The 19053-nt window shown below is 48.4% G+C and carries 7 protein-coding genes; 6 read left to right on the top strand and 1 reads right to left on the bottom strand.

Going from position 1 to position 19053, the window contains the following annotated elements; translation table 11 throughout:
- The first annotated feature begins 3 nt into the window (after positions 1-3).
- Together torC and torA are read left to right on the top strand one after the other, a co-directional pair.
- Positions 4-1182: a pentaheme c-type cytochrome TorC gene (gene torC, locus ACSTTG_RS07405; protein WP_438457880.1), complete on the top strand. Its 1179-nt coding sequence runs from the start codon at positions 4-6 to the stop codon at positions 1180-1182.
- A gap of 24 nt (positions 1183-1206) precedes the next feature.
- Entirely contained in the window at positions 1207-3669 is a 2463-nt protein-coding gene (torA, locus tag ACSTTG_RS07400) for a trimethylamine-N-oxide reductase TorA (RefSeq protein WP_438457881.1), read from the top strand.
- A 156-nt stretch (positions 3670-3825) separates the two neighbouring features.
- Here torA and ACSTTG_RS07395 read toward each other — a convergent pair whose 3' ends face one another.
- Positions 3826-4278: a DUF302 domain-containing protein gene (locus ACSTTG_RS07395; protein WP_438457882.1), complete on the bottom strand. Its 453-nt coding sequence runs from the start codon at positions 4276-4278 to the stop codon at positions 3826-3828.
- Positions 4279-4389: 111 nt separating this feature from the next.
- On the opposite strand from ACSTTG_RS07395, the gene ACSTTG_RS07390 reads away from it, so the two are divergent.
- The 4 genes from ACSTTG_RS07390 to ACSTTG_RS07375 all read left to right on the top strand — a co-directional run bounded on the left by ACSTTG_RS07390 (position 4390) and on the right by ACSTTG_RS07375 (position 18642).
- The gene (locus ACSTTG_RS07390; RefSeq protein WP_438457883.1) at positions 4390-5028 is read left to right on the top strand and encodes a hypothetical protein; all 639 of its coding nucleotides are present in this window, start codon (positions 4390-4392) and stop codon (positions 5026-5028) included.
- Positions 5029-5069: 41 nt separating this feature from the next.
- A complete protein-coding gene (locus ACSTTG_RS07385; RefSeq protein ID WP_438457884.1) occupies positions 5070-5798 on the top strand; it encodes a DUF429 domain-containing protein in 729 nt (242 codons plus the stop codon).
- Between the two features lie 72 nt (positions 5799-5870).
- On the top strand, positions 5871-6467 hold the full coding sequence (locus ACSTTG_RS07380) for a LysE/ArgO family amino acid transporter (protein ID WP_438474315.1): 597 nt from the start codon (positions 5871-5873) through the stop codon (positions 6465-6467).
- Positions 6468-6903: 436 nt separating this feature from the next.
- Complete coding sequence (locus ACSTTG_RS07375; RefSeq protein WP_438474314.1) at positions 6904-18642, top strand: hypothetical protein; 11739 nt, start codon at positions 6904-6906, stop codon at positions 18640-18642.
- Positions 18643-19053 lie beyond the last annotated feature (411 nt).

Below are 19053 nucleotides of genomic sequence, written 5' to 3'. Positions count from 1 at the left end.
TTTATGTCTTTACTTCGCAAACTTTGGCGTGTTATGACACGCCCAGCTGTTCACATCAGCCTAGGGGTCCTCACTCTAGGCGGATTTCTCGCCGGCGTTATTTTTTGGGGCGGCTTCAATACGGCCCTCGAAGCAACCAACACGGAAGAATTTTGCATCAGCTGCCACACCATGCGTGATAACGTATACGTAGAGCTGCAGGATACGGTTCACTGGAAAAATCACTCAGGTGTGCGAGCCACTTGTCCAGATTGTCATGTTCCCCACAATTGGACAGATAAGATCGCGCGTAAGATCCAAGCCTCCAAAGAGGTGTATGCGCAGATTTTCGGTGGTTTAGATACCCCAGCCAAATTTGAAGAGCGTCGCTTTGAGCTTGCGCGTCACGAGTGGGACCGCTTCTCGGCCAACGGCTCGCTTGAATGTAAAAACTGTCACAATTACCAATCGATGGACTTTGAGCAAATGTCTCCAACCGCGCGAATTCAGATGCAGTCAGCCGCGGAGCGCGATCAAAGTTGTGTCGATTGTCACAAAGGGATCGCTCACGCACTGCCTAAAGATATGGATCAGGCAAGCGGTATCGTCGGTGATCTCGAGCAAGTGGCCAACAGCACTCGTTACTCGAAAGGCAATGAGGTCATCTCAATTCGCCATCTTCCTCTCTACACCGATGCAACCGGTGCCACCGAGGCTGGCTTATTAAGCCCAGCAAGTGAAGTTGCGATTGTTAACGAGCAAGGTGACATGATCGAGGTACAAATTGACGCTTGGCGTAAATCGAAAGGGTTTGGTCGCGTGTTGCAAGAAGACTTCGGTATGAATATCTCGACAGCAATCTTAACCCGTGAGGTGTCACAGAGTGACTTGATCACGGTTGGGGGCTCTAAAGAAGACGAGCTAACGGGTCTGCCTTGGGAAGAGGTTTCGGTTAAATTGTGGATGAAAAAAGGCTCGATGGTGCCGGAGTTTGATCCGATTTGGAACGCAGCTGGTGAGTCTTACGTGACTAATTGTTCAACCTGCCACACACAGCCCGAAGAGGCGCACTTCAGTGCCAATGGTTGGGTCGGTATGCTTGACGGGATGATCGCGTTTGTGAACTTTGATAAAGATACCGAAGCCTTGGTTCTTAAGTACTTGCAAAAACACTCTTCAGACTTTGCTGAAGGTCATCACTAATACGGCGTCTACTGGAGCGATAACATGGCAATTACACGAAGAAGCTTTCTAAAAGGGGTCGCCGGTACGAGTGCGGCCTCGGTGATAGGGCCAAGCTTGTTGACGTCAGTATCGGCAAGCGCAGCAGAAACCGAGGGCACTTGGAAGGTCTCCGGCTCTCACTGGGGCGCGTTTCGCGCTCGGATCTGGGGCGGTAAAGTGCAAGAGATTGTGCCACTTGAGCTGGATAAGCATCCAACCAATATGTTGAATGGTATCAAGGGTATTATCTACAGCCCTTCTCGAGTGCGCTATCCTATGGTGCGCCTAGACTGGTTGAAAAAGCACAAGTATGCAGCTGACACGCGCGGAAACAATCGCTTTGTTCGCGTAACTTGGGATGAGGCTTTGGACTTGTTCTATCGTGAGCTTGAGCGGGTTCAAACCGATTATGGCCCTTGGGCACTGCACACCGGTCAAACCGGCTGGCGTCAAACCGGGCAAATGCACAGTTGTAACAATCATATGCAGCGGGCCATGGGACTACACGGCTATTCGGTGAAAAAAGTCGGTGACTATTCAACCGGGGCGGGGCAGACCATTATGCCTTATGTGCTTGGCTCGACTGAAGTGTATGCGCAGGGCACATCTTGGGAGCTGATCCTAGAAAACAGCGACAACATCATTATTTGGGGTAACGACCTTGTTAAAAACCTTCAGGTGGGTTGGACCTGTGAAACCCATGATTCGTTTGAGTTCATTGAACAGCTCAAACAGAAAGTCGCAAACAAAGAGATCAATGTGGTTTCTGTTGACCCTGTGCGCAGCAAAACCACGCGATTCCTCGAGAATGAATGGCGCTATATCAACCCTCAAACCGATGTGGCGTTTATGCTGGGTATAGCGCACGAGCTGTACAATAAAGATATGTATGATAAAGAGTTTATTGAAACCTACTGTCTAGGTTTTGAGGACTTTATTAAGTATGTGCAGGGTGAGACCAAGGACAAGATAGAGAAAACCCCAGAATGGGCATCAGAGATCTGTGGTGTATCTCCCCAGGAAATCCGTGACTTTGCTAAAATGCTGGTCACTGGGCGTACACAAATCTTGGTTGGCTGGAGTATCCAGCGTCAACAACACGGTGAACAGCCTTACTGGATGGCGGCAGTGCTTGCCTCTATGATCGGTCAAATTGGCCTACCGGGCGGTGGTATCTCTTACGGGCATCACTATTCGGGTATCGGGTTATCATCAACCGGATTTGCCGCGCCGGGTTCATTCCCCCTCAACATTGACCAAGGACAAACGCCAAAATACACCAACCAAGATTTCAATGGCTACAGCCGGGTTATACCCGTGGCACGCTGGGTCGATTGCTTGCTGGAACCAGGCAAAAAAATCAACGCCAATGGTGCTGTGGTGACGCTGCCTGACGTTAAAATGATGGTGATCAGTGGTAATAATCCTTGGCATCACCACCAAGACCGCAACAATATGAAAAAGGCCTTCAAGGCACTGCAAACCGTGGTTACGATTGATTTTGCTTGGACAGCGACCTGTCGCTTCTCCGATATCGTTCTACCCGCTTGTACTCAGTTTGAGCGCAATGACATCGATGGCTATGGTGCCTATTCGGGTCGTGGTTTGATTGCGATGCACAAGCTGGTGGATCCGCTTTTCCAGTCTAAGACTGACTTTGAAATCATGACCGAATTAACGGCGCGTTGGGGTCGGGATAAAGACTATACGCGTGGTATGAGCGAGATGGAGTGGGTTAAATCACTTTATGATAGCTGTAAAGCCGCCAACGAAAGTAATTTCGATATGCCGGAGTTTGATGAGTTCTGGCAGCAAGGTGTATTGGACTTCGGTGTCGGCGGAACATGGACCAGACACGCGTCGTTTCGTGATGATCCTGAGATCAACGCACTCGGAACACCGTCAGGCTTTATCGAAATCTCGAGCCGTACGATTGGCAACATGGGTTATGAGCACTGCCAGGAGCATCCGATGTGGTTTGAGAAATCGGAGCGTTCACACGGCGGGCCAGGATCAGAAAAACACCCGTTCTGGCTTCAGTCCTGTCACCCAGACCATCGCTTACACTCACAGATGTGTGAATCAGAAGAGCTGCGAGCTACCTATGCTGTACAAGGGCGAGAGCCTGTGTATATGAACCCCGATGATGCGAAGAAAAAAGGCATCAAGGATGGGGATGTGGTGCGAGTATTCAATGACCGCGGCCAACTACTAGCCGGTGCGGTATTGATGGACTCCTACCCATCTGGGGTAGTGCGCATCGAGGAAGGTGCATGGTATGGCCCGCTCAACGAGCAAGTCGGCGCTCTCGATACCTACGGTGACCCAAACACCTTAACCCAGGACATCCCATCCTCAGAGCTCGCCCAAGCCACCAGTGCTAACACTTGCTTGGTAGACTTTGAGAAGTTCACCGGTGAACTGCCACCGGTTACGTCGTTTGGTGGGCCTTTGGAAGTCATATAAACAAAGGTTCGAGGACGCTTCGCTACGGGTACGCTTCGCTTCGGGGAGCGAGGAGTTCAGTGGATATTGGAAGAGCTCTATGCACCCCAGTAGTTTCAGGTAAATGAGCTTTTACCCGAAGGGCAAAGCCCGTCCTCGCACCTCGAACCCCGCCCCCTATTCGGAGGTGGCCACCTTAGCAAACCCCGCCAGCGCAGCCTCCACCTTGGCCAGTACCGCATCACAGCCGTTAATATCATGGCGCGTGGTGAGGTAGGTTGGGTCGTTGTAGGAGAGCCAGACTTGTCCTTGTTGGTCTTGGTAGATGAGGGCTTTTTGCGGTAGATCGATGCCAGCCGTTTGACTGCAGGCCATTAGTGGTGAGCCAACCTTTGGGTTACCGAAGATTACCAGCTGGGTCGGCCTTAAATCGACATCAACTTGCTGCGCTGCCTGTCCATGGTCGATGCGGGCAAAGACAGTCATTCCTTTTGCAAGCAGTGCTTGCTCCAGTTTATCGGCGGTGGTTGCCACGTCTGATGCACTTTTTAGCGTTATCAATCCGCTTGACGCTGTGGCAGAAAGGCTGGTCAGTAGAGCGATCGCTATCAGGCTAGCACGTATTGTCATGTCTTACTCCCTGTTTTATTGATGTTGAAACTGCAGGTTAAGGTTACTTGAGTATAGTGCTTAGTTAGTTGATATACTGACGTAAGTCATTGTTGCTGAATGTGGAGCCACATGAAAAAAATCGTCGCCGAGAGTGTTTACTTCGTCCGAGCCAACTTCTGGTCGATGGCCGCTATTATCGGGCCATTTTTGTGCGCGATCGCGTTATTGGGAGCTTTTGTTGAGGTCACCGAGCACCCGATGATGTCATGGGTTTATGTCGTGCTGTCGATCTCTGGCCAGTCGTATTACATGTGCCGATTGATCAAATATATGGCATCTGTCGCAACGGGCAGCGCTTTTGACCCGTCGGTCTCGGTGGCTGAATGGGCTAGGTTATTGATCGTGCATATACTGTATGGTGTGTCGGTTATGGTCGGCATGGTTGCCTTAATTATTCCAGGCCTTTACCTATCCGCGCGGCTGGGGTTTGCCGAGTTTGAGACCGTACTGGATGACAAAAAGCCGTTTGAAGCATTGAATGCCAGTTGGCAGCAAACCCAGGAGTACGCCCTGAAACTGATGTTTATCGCTGGCATTGCAGCGCTTGCTGCATTGCTATTTAGCTCGCCAATCACGGATTTGAGTGACTCAGACTGGGTATTGCGCATTGCTGGTGGTGCGTTGATCAATATCATCTGGTCGGGTGTTTTATTGTTTGTATCGGTGATCTATTTTCGCGTATATGTGCTTAGCCGTGGCTACCGTTGAGGTTACTTGGGTATCACTCATAGAAGAGGTTAATCAAAAGGATGAGATTGATCGGGATAGATCTCGCATGGCAGACCGAAACCAACCCTAGTGCGTTGGCGATTGGACGCCTAGTCGAAGGTAAGTTGACCCTAGAGTCGATTGATTCGGCACTTTTTGGGGTCGGGAGTATTGTAAATCGAATACGGACGTGCGAGGAGGTCAGGGGTGTTGCGATTGATGCCCCGCTAATCATTAATAATGCCACTGGGCAGCGCGATGGTGAGAGGCAATTGGGACACGACTATGCCTCACGCAAGGCAGCTTGTCATCCGACCAACCAAACCCTATATCCAGACGCCCCTAGTGTTGCGCTTGCTCAACAGCTTGAGAGGCTGGGCTATCAGCACGCAAATGGCCAACAATGGCAAATTGAGTGCTATCCTCACCCAGCGATGATTGAGTGCTTTGCGCTGTCTGAGCGCCTGCTGTACAAAAAGGGGCGGGTTGCAGAGAAGAAAGCTGGGCAGATCCGTCTTGCTCAGTTAATAACCCAGCTACGCGACTCTCCTGTATTGCCGCTATTGATTGACTCCAATCTAGGTATTTATCTGACGCCGGATCATATCAATAGTCTCAAAGGACGGGCGGTAAAAACCAATGAGGATGTGCTGGATGCGATAGTCTGTCTATACATTGCAGGCTTATATCAGATGGGTTGCGCTGGCACCTTGTATGGTGATGTTGAGCAGGGGTACATATGGGTACCGAAAACACTATGTATTACTTGAGGTTCATCCCTTTAGCAGGGTGAGTATTCAAACCAAATTGATGCCCAATTAAATAAGTAGCGAGAGACGAGATTGAGTATTTTCCTAGCAGGCTTTTCTTTGGGGCTGTCGCTCATCCTAGCGATTGGGTCACAAAACGCGTTCGTGTTGAAGCAAGGCTTAAAAAAGCAGCATGTCTTTGCCGTCTGCGCGGTGTGTGCGATATCGGACGCGCTTTTGATCAGTGCCGGTGTGGCCGGCTTTGGGGTCATGGTGGAAAACTTTCCACAAATAGAAGTTATTGCTCGCTACGCAGGTGCGTTGTTTTTGACTACCTATGCCATCATCAGCTTTCGCTCAGCATTGCGGGCTCGTCACGCCATTAATCCATCGGGTGAGAGTTCGGCATCAGTGTGGCGGTCCATCGGCATATGTTTGGCGTTCACCTGGCTTAACCCACATGTATATCTCGATACCGTAGTCTTACTTGGCTCCATCTCCACTCAGTATCAACCCAATCACATCTGGTTTGGGGCAGGGGCGGTCACTGCCTCTTTGGTGTTCTTTTTTGCTCTGGGTTACGGTGCTCGTTTACTAGCCCCCATATTTGAGAAGCCTCGCGCTTGGCAGGTTCTAGAATTGTTGGTTGGAGTGATCATGCTGACCATCGCGCTTTCTCTGGTTAGTTAAATAAGCTGAAAGTTGTCCTCTATCGGAGGAAGGCGGGAACGGCATATATCGCAAGGCAAATGCTTGTTAGCGAAGTTGTCCACGACTCACTATTCGTGATTGAAAACTTAATTGGCTGCCAACTTAATAGGCCGGTGTTCTGTAATAAATGTGATGTTTGTTCACGAAGTAAATTTAATATATGGCATTTAACTATTGAATGACACCGGAATAAAAAGTCATTATTAAAATAATTGAAAATATTTCTTTGATGTCGTTGTCAATAGGTGACGTTTAAACATATCAAATATTCATATTCACTGCTCCTGCCTTCATTTTGCTTATCTAATATGTGAATTTGCCTGTTTTTATGGGTTAAAAACCAATCAAAACAACACGTTGAACTTTATTGCTCAAAAAATATAATCACTTCAAATTGGCAAATTCTCCCTTTGATATGATGTTAAAACGTGTTGTAACCCTATTTGTACTTTTGCTTTTAAGCGGCTGTTTGGCGGATAAAGAGCAAGAGCACCGTCCGCCTGAGCGAACTGTCTCAACGATTAGCGGCTATGTCTTTGACGCAGCAGTATCAAACTCGATCATTCGAGTTTATGAATTCGATGGTGGGCGTATTGGCAAGCTCTTGGGTGAAACCAACTCAAGCCAAAGTGGTGAATACCATATCGAGATAGTATCTGGCTCGATGCCGATCTATATCGAAGCACGTGGTGGTATGTACGTCGACCCGTATACCGAGTTTCAGGTAACAGAGAACCCGCGCGGTCCGATCAAATTAGCCTCATATTTAAACTTGGAAGAAGGTACCGATCACAAACTAATGATCACGCCTCTCTCCAATGCAGCCGCGGGTTTGATTGAGCACGACATTGGTCAATGGGGAGCGACCAATGTAGCCAAAACAATCGACGATACCCACTTTGCCTTTAACGATGACTATGGGTTAGATGTGTTTCAGACCCGACCGCTTGATCTGAAAAATGAGGGCACCAGCGCCGTAACAACCGAAGAGCACCTATTTGGCGCTCTGTTAATGGCATACTCTTCGTTTTCATGGGGGCACATCGAGCAAGAGAGCCGCCGTCGCGGGATAGCAGGTTTTACTGGGGGAGAGTCTATCTATACCTCGTATAACCTGGCGGATATTCAATACCGTGATCTTGCTTCTTCTGGGTTTATGAATGGTGTTGAGCGTATCGGTGACTCGCAGATCACACAGCGCCTGTCGTTTGGTCTCACCCTGGTGGATGTCGATCTTTATACTTACGAATTAGCCAGACATATTCTGCGTGTGGTTTACGATGAAGAGATCAACCGTACCGGTACAAACCCAAGGGAATACCATGACCTTGCTGAAAGATTAGCCGGTCGGTCGGGAGGAATTTTTGCTGGCCGACCGATTAAGCCGATCAACGAATACCCACCTGAAGCAAAACGCATTGGTGATAACATTCTGGTGGATGTAGACGAGCTCGTCGTCAATGTGAGTGATTTTTATGGTATCGAGACATTAGCCGCACAGGTTTGGACTCTGGCAACTGGCAGTGAGACCTGGGTGGAAAAGTGGGAGTGTACAGGACTAGGCCTTGATGTCGACTCAAGCCGATACAGTGCTAATGGTGACGATGGGTGTCATCAAACCAATACCGACTTGTACAAGGGCATCAGAGATGTCGATTTGGTATTTGAGATCAATACCCTCGCGCTCGAGGATGTAGAGAAAGTTAAACTGGTTCTAGAAGCAACCGATTTACTTGGCTACTCTACCGCACAAACTGAGCATCACGAGATCGAATTCCTGTGGGATAATGATGCGATCATTGTTGAGCTCGACCCTGAGATGTCGCCACATCGCTTTAACCCGCTCGAAGGTGAAGATTATGTCCTCAAGGGCACCATAACCCGTGGTCTCTCTCCTTTGACCTATACCGGCTTTCAGATCGGACTTGAGCCAGGCTTGCCGACGACATCATTCAGTTGTATTTTCCCTGAACCTGAGGATAGGGTCTGTGACTTCAAAGAATCACTAGAGCCGGAGTTGCTATCCGAAGATCACTCACCAATCGTCTTCATGGTGACTGCTAATGATGATGAAGTCAGACATATTCACCATATCTACAAAGATACCAGAGCCCCAGCGGTAGAGGGTTTTTTCCCTGGCGGTCCGATGTGGTTTATCAAGCATGATGCACCGCGTGAGCACCTCGAGAGCTATACCATCGATACGTTTGATAATATCGATCAGCCCGGACAAGAGCTGTATATCAAGTTAGATCGCATCATTTCCACTGCTGGTATTCGTGCCTATCTCCCCGAGTATGACTTTAGAGACGCTAACCAATCGAGTCTGGATGAGCTGCATATACCGTCAATTCGATTTACCATTGCTGACTTCGCTGAATCTGGCGAAATGCCAACCAGTGCGGATGAGTTGCTGTTTGAGGTGAATTGGCACGCGAGGTCAACGGTCAGTGGGACATTTTATGAATCGACGATAAGCAGTGTTGCTGCCGATTACGAAGACCCATCGACGCTGCCATTAATCCCATTTGAGTCTTATCGCAAGATTGGTGACTATCTACATGAAATGACCTACGTCGTGCCTTTGAGTGCCGATATCTTTGGCCTTCAAATGCAACATGTTGATAAGGACTTTATTCAAACCCTTACGGTGACGGTCACGGATGAAGCGGGCAATAGCGAGCAGTTCGTTACGCGCTTCCGCTCGACCAAAAATGATCCGCATATAAACGTCTACACGCCGTTTGATGATGCATTGGTCACTCTGTATCGTTTTACTCAAGACGGTCGACACTATCCCATCGGCACCTGTGTGACCGATAAAGTGGCCGACCCAGATCTTGCGTGGGAAGATCAGAAAGATCTGTCGACTTGTACGGTACTCAGTACCGCGACTGATCAGCCGTTGAGAGTGGTTGTCGATGATGCTGCAGAGCTGTCGAAGTATCAGTGGGGCGAGCCAGAGCCAATGGATACCCGACTGGAGACCAGCATGGCGTTTTCAGAGGTTTTTTTGTTAGACGATGAGACCGTCGAGCATGATATTCATCTCACGGAGATGGCGGTCTACAAGTCTGGTTTTTTTGATCACCTATTGGAGAATGATCCGGAGCCGGACATCAATAGCATCAAACAACATATTATCGATGTCGATAAGTTATTTGATGAGCCGAAGGGCTTTTTTCATTTTATCCCTGCACAAACTCGCTACGCGACCAACCTAGAGTTAGCAACCGGTGCCACCCCAGAGTCTCATTATCAACATAGATTCTTGGCCGAGTCGATGTTGATAATGGCCAGTGATGACTTTCACGGTGAGGTAAACAGTGTCGAGTTGGCCAAGGCGTTTTACGAAGACTTTCGCAGTGGCACGCTGGATGGTAAAGATAGCGATGGTCAACCCATCTATGCGGGTAGTATTGCCCTACACCCAAGGCACTATCGCGATAGTTTAGCTAAGGCGTATATCAAGGCAGTCGAGCAATACGCATCCGATAATGATGATGCAGACTTTACCTGGGCGGATGCTTATTGGTTTGCCAACCACAATATTGCCTATGCGTTACCTGAATTTAAGGGTGAGCCGCTTTTTGATGAACAAGGTGAATCGCCAGATATTCTTCCACCGCAGGTTGAGGTTACTCCTAAAGAGCTGGATATCAACTCACGAGTACTTGAACATCAAGGCAGTACCTATATGCGCGGCTCAGTGCAAATCACCACCGAGGCTTATGACCCGTCAGGTATTGAAGGGGATGCACGATTCAAACGCTGTATTACGCCGCGCCCACCGCTGTTGATGCTCTTCGCCAGCTGTGAGGAATATAAACCAGATGGTCAAGACATTGTTCCATCACCGGGTAATCTGCCGCACAGAAAAGCGTATTCATTTGATTTTCACTCTGCCCATTTAGGTAGTGCAGACAACGTCTATCAGTACCTGGATATGGATATTTTTGTCTCTGATACCGTGGGCAATGACTGGGGTGATGAGGGTTATCAAAAGCGGCTAATCATTGACAATGATGCGCCTATCTATAGCTATCATCCACCCCATGACCTAACACCGGATGAGTTGGATAAGGTCTATTACAATCTTAACCAGCCGCTACTGTTTGAGTTCTCGGTAACGGACCTGATTGGTGAAGAGAATACCAGTCGTGAGATCACCCTGCTCGATCACGATAATCAAGTTGTGGCAAATTATTCATACGACCAGCTGTTAAATGGCAACCTAATGCTGTGCGCTGCCACCAACGAGGGCTGTGAGGCGAACGAGCAGTTGCACCCTATCGACAGTGGTAAGTGGTCACTTAAGATCGATGGTGAGGATTTGCTTGGCAACCACACCCTTGAACAAGAGTCTTTATTCCAGTACGCGCTAATGGTGGACTCCATAGCACCAGTCGTGCCAGAAGATGAGATTGGCGTGCAAGGCATCGTCGGCAGCGTTTATGAATGGGACGTTGGCCCTACTGTGGACTATGGTCCTGAGTACAGCAGTGACCCTGGCCTATTTGATGTGTTCTTGTATTACCCAGATAGCTCTAGCATTAAGCTCGAGCGCTGTGATAATCAAGTTCGAGCTCTGGCTTGTGACGAGCAGTACGATGCTTATTTGGTGGGTGAGAGTAATGACACCCAAGTGGTGATCGTGTCAGATCGTCTAGAGAATGAGGGTGTTTATCAGCTCAAGGTGCACGCGTTTGATACCGCGATCCCTGAGCCAAATGAAGGCGTTGCTGAGTTCGACATCACGATTGATAATGTGGGACCAATCGTTCACTTTGCTGAGCAGCCTATCGACAATGACCCAGAGGCAAGTTCACCTGGGCAAATAGGCACTTTTGATCAACCTGAGCATGTGGTGGTGGGTCGACGTTTCTCAGTGATGCTGGATGGGATCGAGGACGCCTCAGAGGTTATTGGGGTCTCGGTACTTCAGAAACTCGATGGTGAAGAAATCGAGCTGCTAGAGTTTGAACCTGAACACACCGATGAGCAGCGTATCATCCTAACAGAGGTGCATACGGACAGGATTGATGGCGCCGATGAGCCGGGTGCTGATGATATCCATTTGTTCCTGCGTGCGGTGGATTATTGGCAAAACAGCCGTGACACTGATCTACTTGATGTGCGATTTGTTAATTCGTTACCTGTGATTGAAATCAGTGAGTTTGATGCTGACAATCCGGGCTTCTATACCAGTCGTTACCATTTTGACGTTCAAGCAACCAATGACCGCGAAAATGTCGACCCTGAGCGAATTTTGTTCAGCTACCTCAGCAATCCAGATCTCGATCAAGACAGTGATTGGAATGAGCTGGTGGGTGGGCAGATCCCCGTATCTGAACAAGCGGATTATGTCTTATCGGTTAAAGCAACTGACAGTGTGGGTAACCGAGGTCTGGCGACCTTTGAGATCCAAGTCGACAACGAGCCTCCGTTTGTTAATCAAGAGTTCTTTATTAGTGAGCTGCGCGTCGAAGGCGACGAACATACCATCGATTGGCGCTCAGAAGACAAAGACCCAAATCTAGAAACCTTGCTGCAATACCAAGTCAACCAAGCGGATATTGGTCGAATTGAATCCGTCGCCGGCCATTACACCGGGGAGGAAGTGTACGAGGAGCTTGAGTTCGAGCGCTTCTATGACCACGATGAGCAACAGGAGTTCTGGCAGGCGGATATTACCGCGATCACCAAGGGCCCCGGTAACGCCTACGGTCATTATGACTTCAGCATCACTGTGACCAAAGATACTTATAATGACGGTGAAGAGACGACGCACATTGATAATCGTGAGTTTGAGGTTGAGGTTGACCTTGACCGCACGGCTCCAGTGGTGACCTTTGGTGATATTGTCAACTTGCCTGAGTTTGAATTCCCTTCTGGCGCAATCAGCCAACTACGCGGTAACAACACGGCCGTCGGCCATGTGTTTGAGATGCATATTGCCGACATCGATGATGACTCTCGGGTTGCGTTGATCGAAGTCAAACAGCTAGTTAATGGTCAAGAGGGGCCAAGGCTGAAAGTGATCTCGCGTGATGATGAGGACGACGATCTAGCGGGTCAAGTTGATAAAATTACTCTGACACGCGATCAAACCCAAAATATTGACGTGGCCCATGGGGATGAGATCCAGCTTTACCTCTACCTTGAAGATGAGCACGGCTTTGGTGGTGATTCCAGTACGCTCACCATCGAGTATGTCTGGCAGCAGCCGGTAGTTAAGTTCATGCCTGATTTTGAGCGTTTCTACACGTCTAACTACGAATTTGAGGTTCATGCCTTTGGCGGCACCGCCCCCGATGCTGAAGAGATTGATATCATCGAGTTTACTCGTGATGGTGATGAGGATGGCTGGGAGCAAGTCATTAACAATCGCTTTATTGTTGGTGAGAGAGACACCGACGTGGCGCTTAACTTCCGAGCAACCAACCGGGTTGGTGGCCGCGGTGAATCTGATCAATTTACGATTAAGATTGATAACCAACCACCAGTTTATGCGGTTCAGATCAACAATGAAGCGATTGTTGGTGAGCCTGAAAATCATCATTCGCTTAACTGGGACGACTTTGACTCATATGACAACACCGACACGGCGCTAACCGTTCATATCGAAGAGGGTGACCGTGAGCGCGTAGTCGCGGTGCGAGGCACCTGTACAGGTGCTCGATGCCCAACAGAGCTGGAGTTTATCCAAGGTGATGAGAACGACGATGTATGGCTGGCTGATATTACTCGAGTAACGAAGGGCGACGACCAAAGCCAAGATGGCTACGGTACGTTTAGCTTTAAGCTAGAGATCGAGAAGGACACCTTAGTTGGCGAAGGTGAAGAGATCCATATTGGCAAGTATCCGTTCACGCTTGATATCGACCTAGACCGAACGGCCCCTGAGGTTGAGTTTGCAGATACTCAGGTATCTAATCCCGGCGATAGCGATGATAAAAACAACACACGCCAGCATAGAGATTTACACAACGCGGTAGGTGAAGTGTTTGATATCAATATCAAGAGCATCACAGATTCCTCAAAGGTTGAGCTATTGGAGGTGTTTGAAGTCACCGATGGCATGCGTGTGTCAATCAAAACACTTTCGGGTGATGATCTAAGAGAGACAACAGAAATCAATCTTGGAAGTAACGACACCAGCAAGCTGTCACAGCGAGGCGCCCATCTTGATCTTGTCGTCTACGCGCAGGACGAACATGAAAATGGCGAAGACTCTGATAGCATCCGCATCTATTACGATAACCTTGAACCTTATGTGTATCTTGAGAACTTTAACCCTGATGAGTACTACAGCTCAGGCTTTGAGCTAATCGTTGTTGCGACCAATGGTGACGGGGATAACAGTGATCCGCTAGAAGACTTGTATTTCAAGCGCAGTGAAGAAGAAGAGTATCAAGAGGTGGTGGATAAACTCATTGAGGTAGAGCTTGATGAAGACTACACCCTTTGGGTAATGGCCAAGAACGGCGTAACAGAGACAGAAAGTCAATTCGATATTCAGGTTGATAACAGCTCTCCAGAGGTATCGATCAACATCAATAATGGTTCGGTAATCGAAGAGGAGCAAACCTACGCGATCAACTGGGACAATCATAACGACGAGCAAGACACCATGCTTCGCGTGAGGGTGACGTCAACCGGCGATGCTGAGAGGGTTGATCAGGTTTCTTACTGTACTGGTCAGTGTTTTGAGCCGGTTGAGATGCAACAAGATCATATCGACTCAGCGCTCTGGTTGGCTGATATCACCGAGATCACGCTTGGCGATGAACAAAACCCTGACGGCATGGGTATGCACACATTTGATGTGATGGTAAGCAAACCAATTAACAACGCAGAAGAAGATAGTCATATTGGTGTGACGGAGCGAGGCTTTAACGTTCAGGTCGATATTGACCGCACAGGCCCAATGATTATGTTCGCCGATGTGCCTGTGGTGAATGCGCCTGAAGAAAAATCCGTGACTGATCAGGATGGTACCAAAGTAGGACGCGAGTTCGATATCCAGTTCAACACCTTCTGGGATCGCTCTAATATCACTGAGGTTATCGTTTACCAGCAACTGGGCAACGATGGAAATGATGAGACGCTATCATTGGTTAAGCATCTAGCGATTGAGCAGGGCCCGTACAACGATCTTCCTGCAATCTCACTGCTGGAGGCTGATACCGACAACCTTATGGTCAGTGCCGATAATGCCGTTAAGCTGGTGATCCATGCCATCGATGAGCACGATAACTTGGGCACTTCTGAACAGATCGAAGTTGAGTTTATTCATAGCAAGCCAGTGGTTGAGATTGTAGAGCATGCATCGAACCTGTACTACACCGGTGATTATCCATTTACCGTGCGCGCAACCAATGGCATCGATGGCCCTGATGTTGAAGAGCTAGAGTGGCGTGTGGGTGAGACCGGTAACTGGAACACCATGCAGGGTAATACGTTCGTGCTTAACGAGCAGACGGGAGACCACCAGGTATCAGTCCGTGCGACCAATATTGTTGGCGCTCATACCACAGAGACCTTCTTGATCCGAGTGGACAATGAGCCAGCAGAATACTGGTTTAAGGTCAATAGCGACTCTGTCGAAGACAATGAACACTACGTCATTGATTGGGATAAGTACGACGAATACGATAATACCGACACCTATCTTAAGGTGTATATTGGCGACCGGGACTCGGCGAGTGAAAATAATGATGCAATTCGCGTCAACAAGGTAACAGGTACCTGTGATATTGACCGCTGCCCAGATCCGTTTGAATTTGTTCCAGCGGGCGCAGGTCGCACGGAATACTGGCTAGCGGATATCACTGCAATTACTCAAGGTGATGATGAAAACCCTGATGGCCAGGGCTCGTTTGAGTTTGAAATCACGGTGGAAAAAGACACCTTGTCACCAAATGAAGATGGCGATCATGTCGCTAACAGTGGCTTTACCGTTAAGGTTGATCTTGACCGCAGCGCACCTGAGATCACGTTTAACCAAGATCCGATTGAAAACCAGCCGGATAGTGATAATAGACAGCGTGGTGATAATAATGGTTACCCAGTAAGTAGCGCGTTTGATATTAAGATCGATGATATCGCTGACGCCTCTGAGGTGGTTAAGCTTAAGGTGTTTGAGTTGGGCCGAGACGAACCAATCAAGGTTATTGAGGCAGCCAGCGGTGATGATTTGCGTGGTCAGCGCGTGATTAAGTTGAGCGCTGAGCATACCGATAATCTGTCGGGCCCAGGTACGCTTGAGCTCGTGGTTTATGCCGAAGATATTCACAAAAATGGCCAGAACTCCGAGCCGTTATCGATCTACTTTGATTCAGCAGAGCCTGTGATCAGCTTGCCGAACTACAACGCAAGTGATTACTACAGTTCAGATTATGAGTTGATTGTCGAAGCGACTAACGGCGTCGACGGCGGAGATCTCGATAACGTTGAGTTTAAGCGCAAGGGGCATGATGATGACTACCAACTACTTGGCGAGGATAAGAAGATTAAGGTGCTGCATGAGCAGAGCTACGATTTGTCGATTAGAGCCAGTAATGGCGTTACAGAGGTTAAGCAAACCTTTGCTATCCAAGTCGACAACGATGCACCAGTGATTGAGATTACGATCAATGACAGCGAAGTGATTGGTGATGGTAGCGTCTTCAATATCACATGGGATAACCATAATGATGAGTTGGCGACCATCCTTCAGGTCGAGGTAACCTCGACGGGTGATGATCAGCGTGTTGATCAGGTGTCTTACTGTATCAAAGGATGTGACCAGCAGCGCGACGAAATGATTCAGGATCAACAAAATCCTGAATTGTGGAAGGCGGACATCTCAGCGATTACCCAGGGTGGCACTGACGATCCTGATGTAGAGGCTGATTTCGAATTTGAGCTGCGCATCAGTAAGCCTATTCAAACGCCAGACGGTGATGAGGAGCTCGGGGTCACTGAATCGTCGTTTACGGTTCACGTTGATCTAGACCGAACTGCACCTGTGGTTGAGCTTGACAACCCACCAGTCGAAAATGTACCGCAGGAGAAGTTAGCAAGCCTGCAGGGTGATAACGTTGTTGGCCGCGAGTTTAACATCAAGCTAGTTACGCTTGATGATCGCTCTGAGATTGAGTTCGTTGAGGTGATTCAACCTGGCAACCCAAATATCATCAAGGGCCTTGAAGGTGGTGACTTTAGAGATCTCAAGCTCATCCCACTGCAAGAAAGTGAGACCCAGTACATTCAAGTCGATGAAAACAATCTAGCTACGCTGGCGGTGGTTGCAACGGATGAGCATGGCAACCGCTCTGAGCCGGCTGAGTTTGAGATAGAGTTTATCTACAAAAAGCCAGTGATCACCATTGAGGGTTACCAGCCTGACAATCACTATGTCCGTGGCTTTGAGTTTACCATTTTGGCTAATAATGGTGATGAGCATGGAGCAGAAGATTTAGAGCTTGAGTGGCGTTATACCGGTGATTCTGAGTGGACTCAGCTCAAGTCGAACCAGTTCCAGGTCGATGAGGAGAGTGGTCAGTACGAGGTTGAGATCCGCGCTACCAATAAAGTAGGCGGCCACACCACTGAGAGCTTTACCATTAACATAGATAATGAAGCACCGGAGTTTGTGTTGTTTATCAATGATGTCAATGTCGATGAATCAACCACCCTCGATTGGAGTGATTATGATGATTACGACGATACCACAACATGGCTTAAGGTTGATATCGACCAAGAGGATGAACATCGTGTCGTAAGCGTCACAGGCACCTGTATCGATAAGCGCTGTCTTGATCTTGAGTTTACGCCTGCGGGTACCGATGGCTCGGAGTTCTGGCTAGCGGACATTACCGCGCTGACCCTAGGTGACCAAGATAATCCAGATGGTGAGGGGAAGTTTGAGTTTAATATCCGCGTCGAGAAGGACACTATTGCGCAAGAGGCAGATGGTGAACATATTGGCAGAGACAACTTCGAGCTCACTGTCGACCTAGATCGTTCTGCCCCTGTGATTACGTTTGACGACCCAGCGGTGCGTGATAGGGCTGATGAGGTGATTGACCCAGCTGTTGCTACAGGTGACCAGCCCGCTAACGGGGTTGGACAAGCTTTTGATATTAAAATCGTAGAAATCGACGATAAGTCTGAGGTGGAGACACTGAGAGTTTTTGAAGTTATTGGTGAAGACCATATCTTAATCAAAGAGATTTCAGACGAAGGCAATCTTTCCGGTCGTGAAACGATTGAGCTTAGAAAAACCGAGACTGATAGACTGTCTGGTCAAGGCGATTTAACTTTGGTGGTCTATGCCATCGATGTGCACGGTAATGGCGGCTACTCTGAGGCGATTGAGATCTATTTTGATAATGCCAAGCCACAGATTGAGTTGGTTGGTTATGACCAAAACGCTTACTACAGCTCGGAATTCGTGTTTGAGGTTCGAGCTACTAATGGCGTCGACGGAGAGACTTTACCAGAGGTTTATTTCAAGCGTGGTGAGTCTGGCAGTTATGGTTTAGTTCAAGAAAGTGAAGTGACGGTCGAAAAAGACGAGGACTACACGCTATGGCTGAAGGCCAGCAATGGTGTACGTGAGACTGAGCTTCAGTTCCCTATTAAGGTGGACAACAGTGATCCGCAGGTCATGATCAAAATCAATGAGAGTGATGATATTGGCATGGATGATGAGTACCAATTGAATTGGGATAACTATCCTGGCGAAGACAATCTGCTGCTGCAAGTAATAGTCGAATCACAAGACGATATTGACCGTATTGAACAGGTTTCTTATCGTATGTCTGATTGCATAGTCGAGCACTCGAATTGGCGCATAAATGGTTGTGACATGGATGTCTCGCTAGAGCAAGATCCCGACAATCATGATATTTGGACTGCGAATATTTCTCACATTATGCAGGGTGATATCGATAACCCAAGTGTGAATCATACCTTTCGCTTTGATGTGCGAGTCAGTAAGTCGATCAACACACCTGATTGGGATGATTCAACCGGTGTGACGACGCGAGGCTTTTATATTGAAGTGGATCTCGACCGAAAGGTACCGTTCATCGTGCTTGCGGAGCCGCCGGTGAGCGTCCCATCAGATGAAGTGGTTGTCGCGACACGACAAGGGGATGATTAGCCCGCTAACTCAGTAGGAGCAGCCTTTGATATTGATATCAAGAAATCAATGACAAGTCTGATCTAGTCATTCTGCGAGTGATTGAAGTTTTCGGCAATAGCTATCGCGTGATCAAAGAGATTTCAGTTGAGGGTGACCTTTCTGGGAGAACAGAGATTGAGCTGAGAGATGATGACACGAAGAACCTGTCTGGTGAGGGTGAGTTAACCTTAGTTGTTTATGCAAAAGATGAGCATCGCAATGGTCATGATTCAGAAGCCTTCATCATCACTTTGCCAATTCTGAAGTGCACCCTGACTAGCTTGACAATCAAGCGGTTGAGACGACGGTACGATATAAGAATCACCAGTAAAAGATCCCATGGTCAATGGGATGCTATTCTCCTGCGAAAGTAAGGGCATAAAAGTTAAT

Origin of the sequence: Vibrio glycogenivorans (genome assembly GCF_051660965.1) — a bacterium.
Taxonomy (GTDB): Bacteria; Pseudomonadota; Gammaproteobacteria; order Enterobacterales; family Vibrionaceae; genus Vibrio.
This window is presented reverse-complemented; position numbering and strand designations above follow the sequence as displayed.

Bases quoted from the DNA above. Each gene is read 5' to 3' on its own strand.
- ACSTTG_RS07395 (WP_438457882.1), bottom strand. From the start codon at position 4,278: ATGACAATACGTGCTAGCCTGATAGCGATCGCTCTACTGACCAGCCTT.
- torC (WP_438457880.1), top strand. From the start codon at position 4: ATGTCTTTACTTCGCAAACTTTGGCGTGTTATGACACGCCCAGCTGTT.
- ACSTTG_RS07390 (WP_438457883.1), top strand. From the start codon at position 4,390: ATGAAAAAAATCGTCGCCGAGAGTGTTTACTTCGTCCGAGCCAACTTC.
- torA (WP_438457881.1), top strand. From the start codon at position 1,207: ATGGCAATTACACGAAGAAGCTTTCTAAAAGGGGTCGCCGGTACGAGT.
- ACSTTG_RS07385 (WP_438457884.1), top strand. From the start codon at position 5,070: ATGAGATTGATCGGGATAGATCTCGCATGGCAGACCGAAACCAACCCT.
- ACSTTG_RS07375 (WP_438474314.1), top strand. From the start codon at position 6,904: ATGATGTTAAAACGTGTTGTAACCCTATTTGTACTTTTGCTTTTAAGC.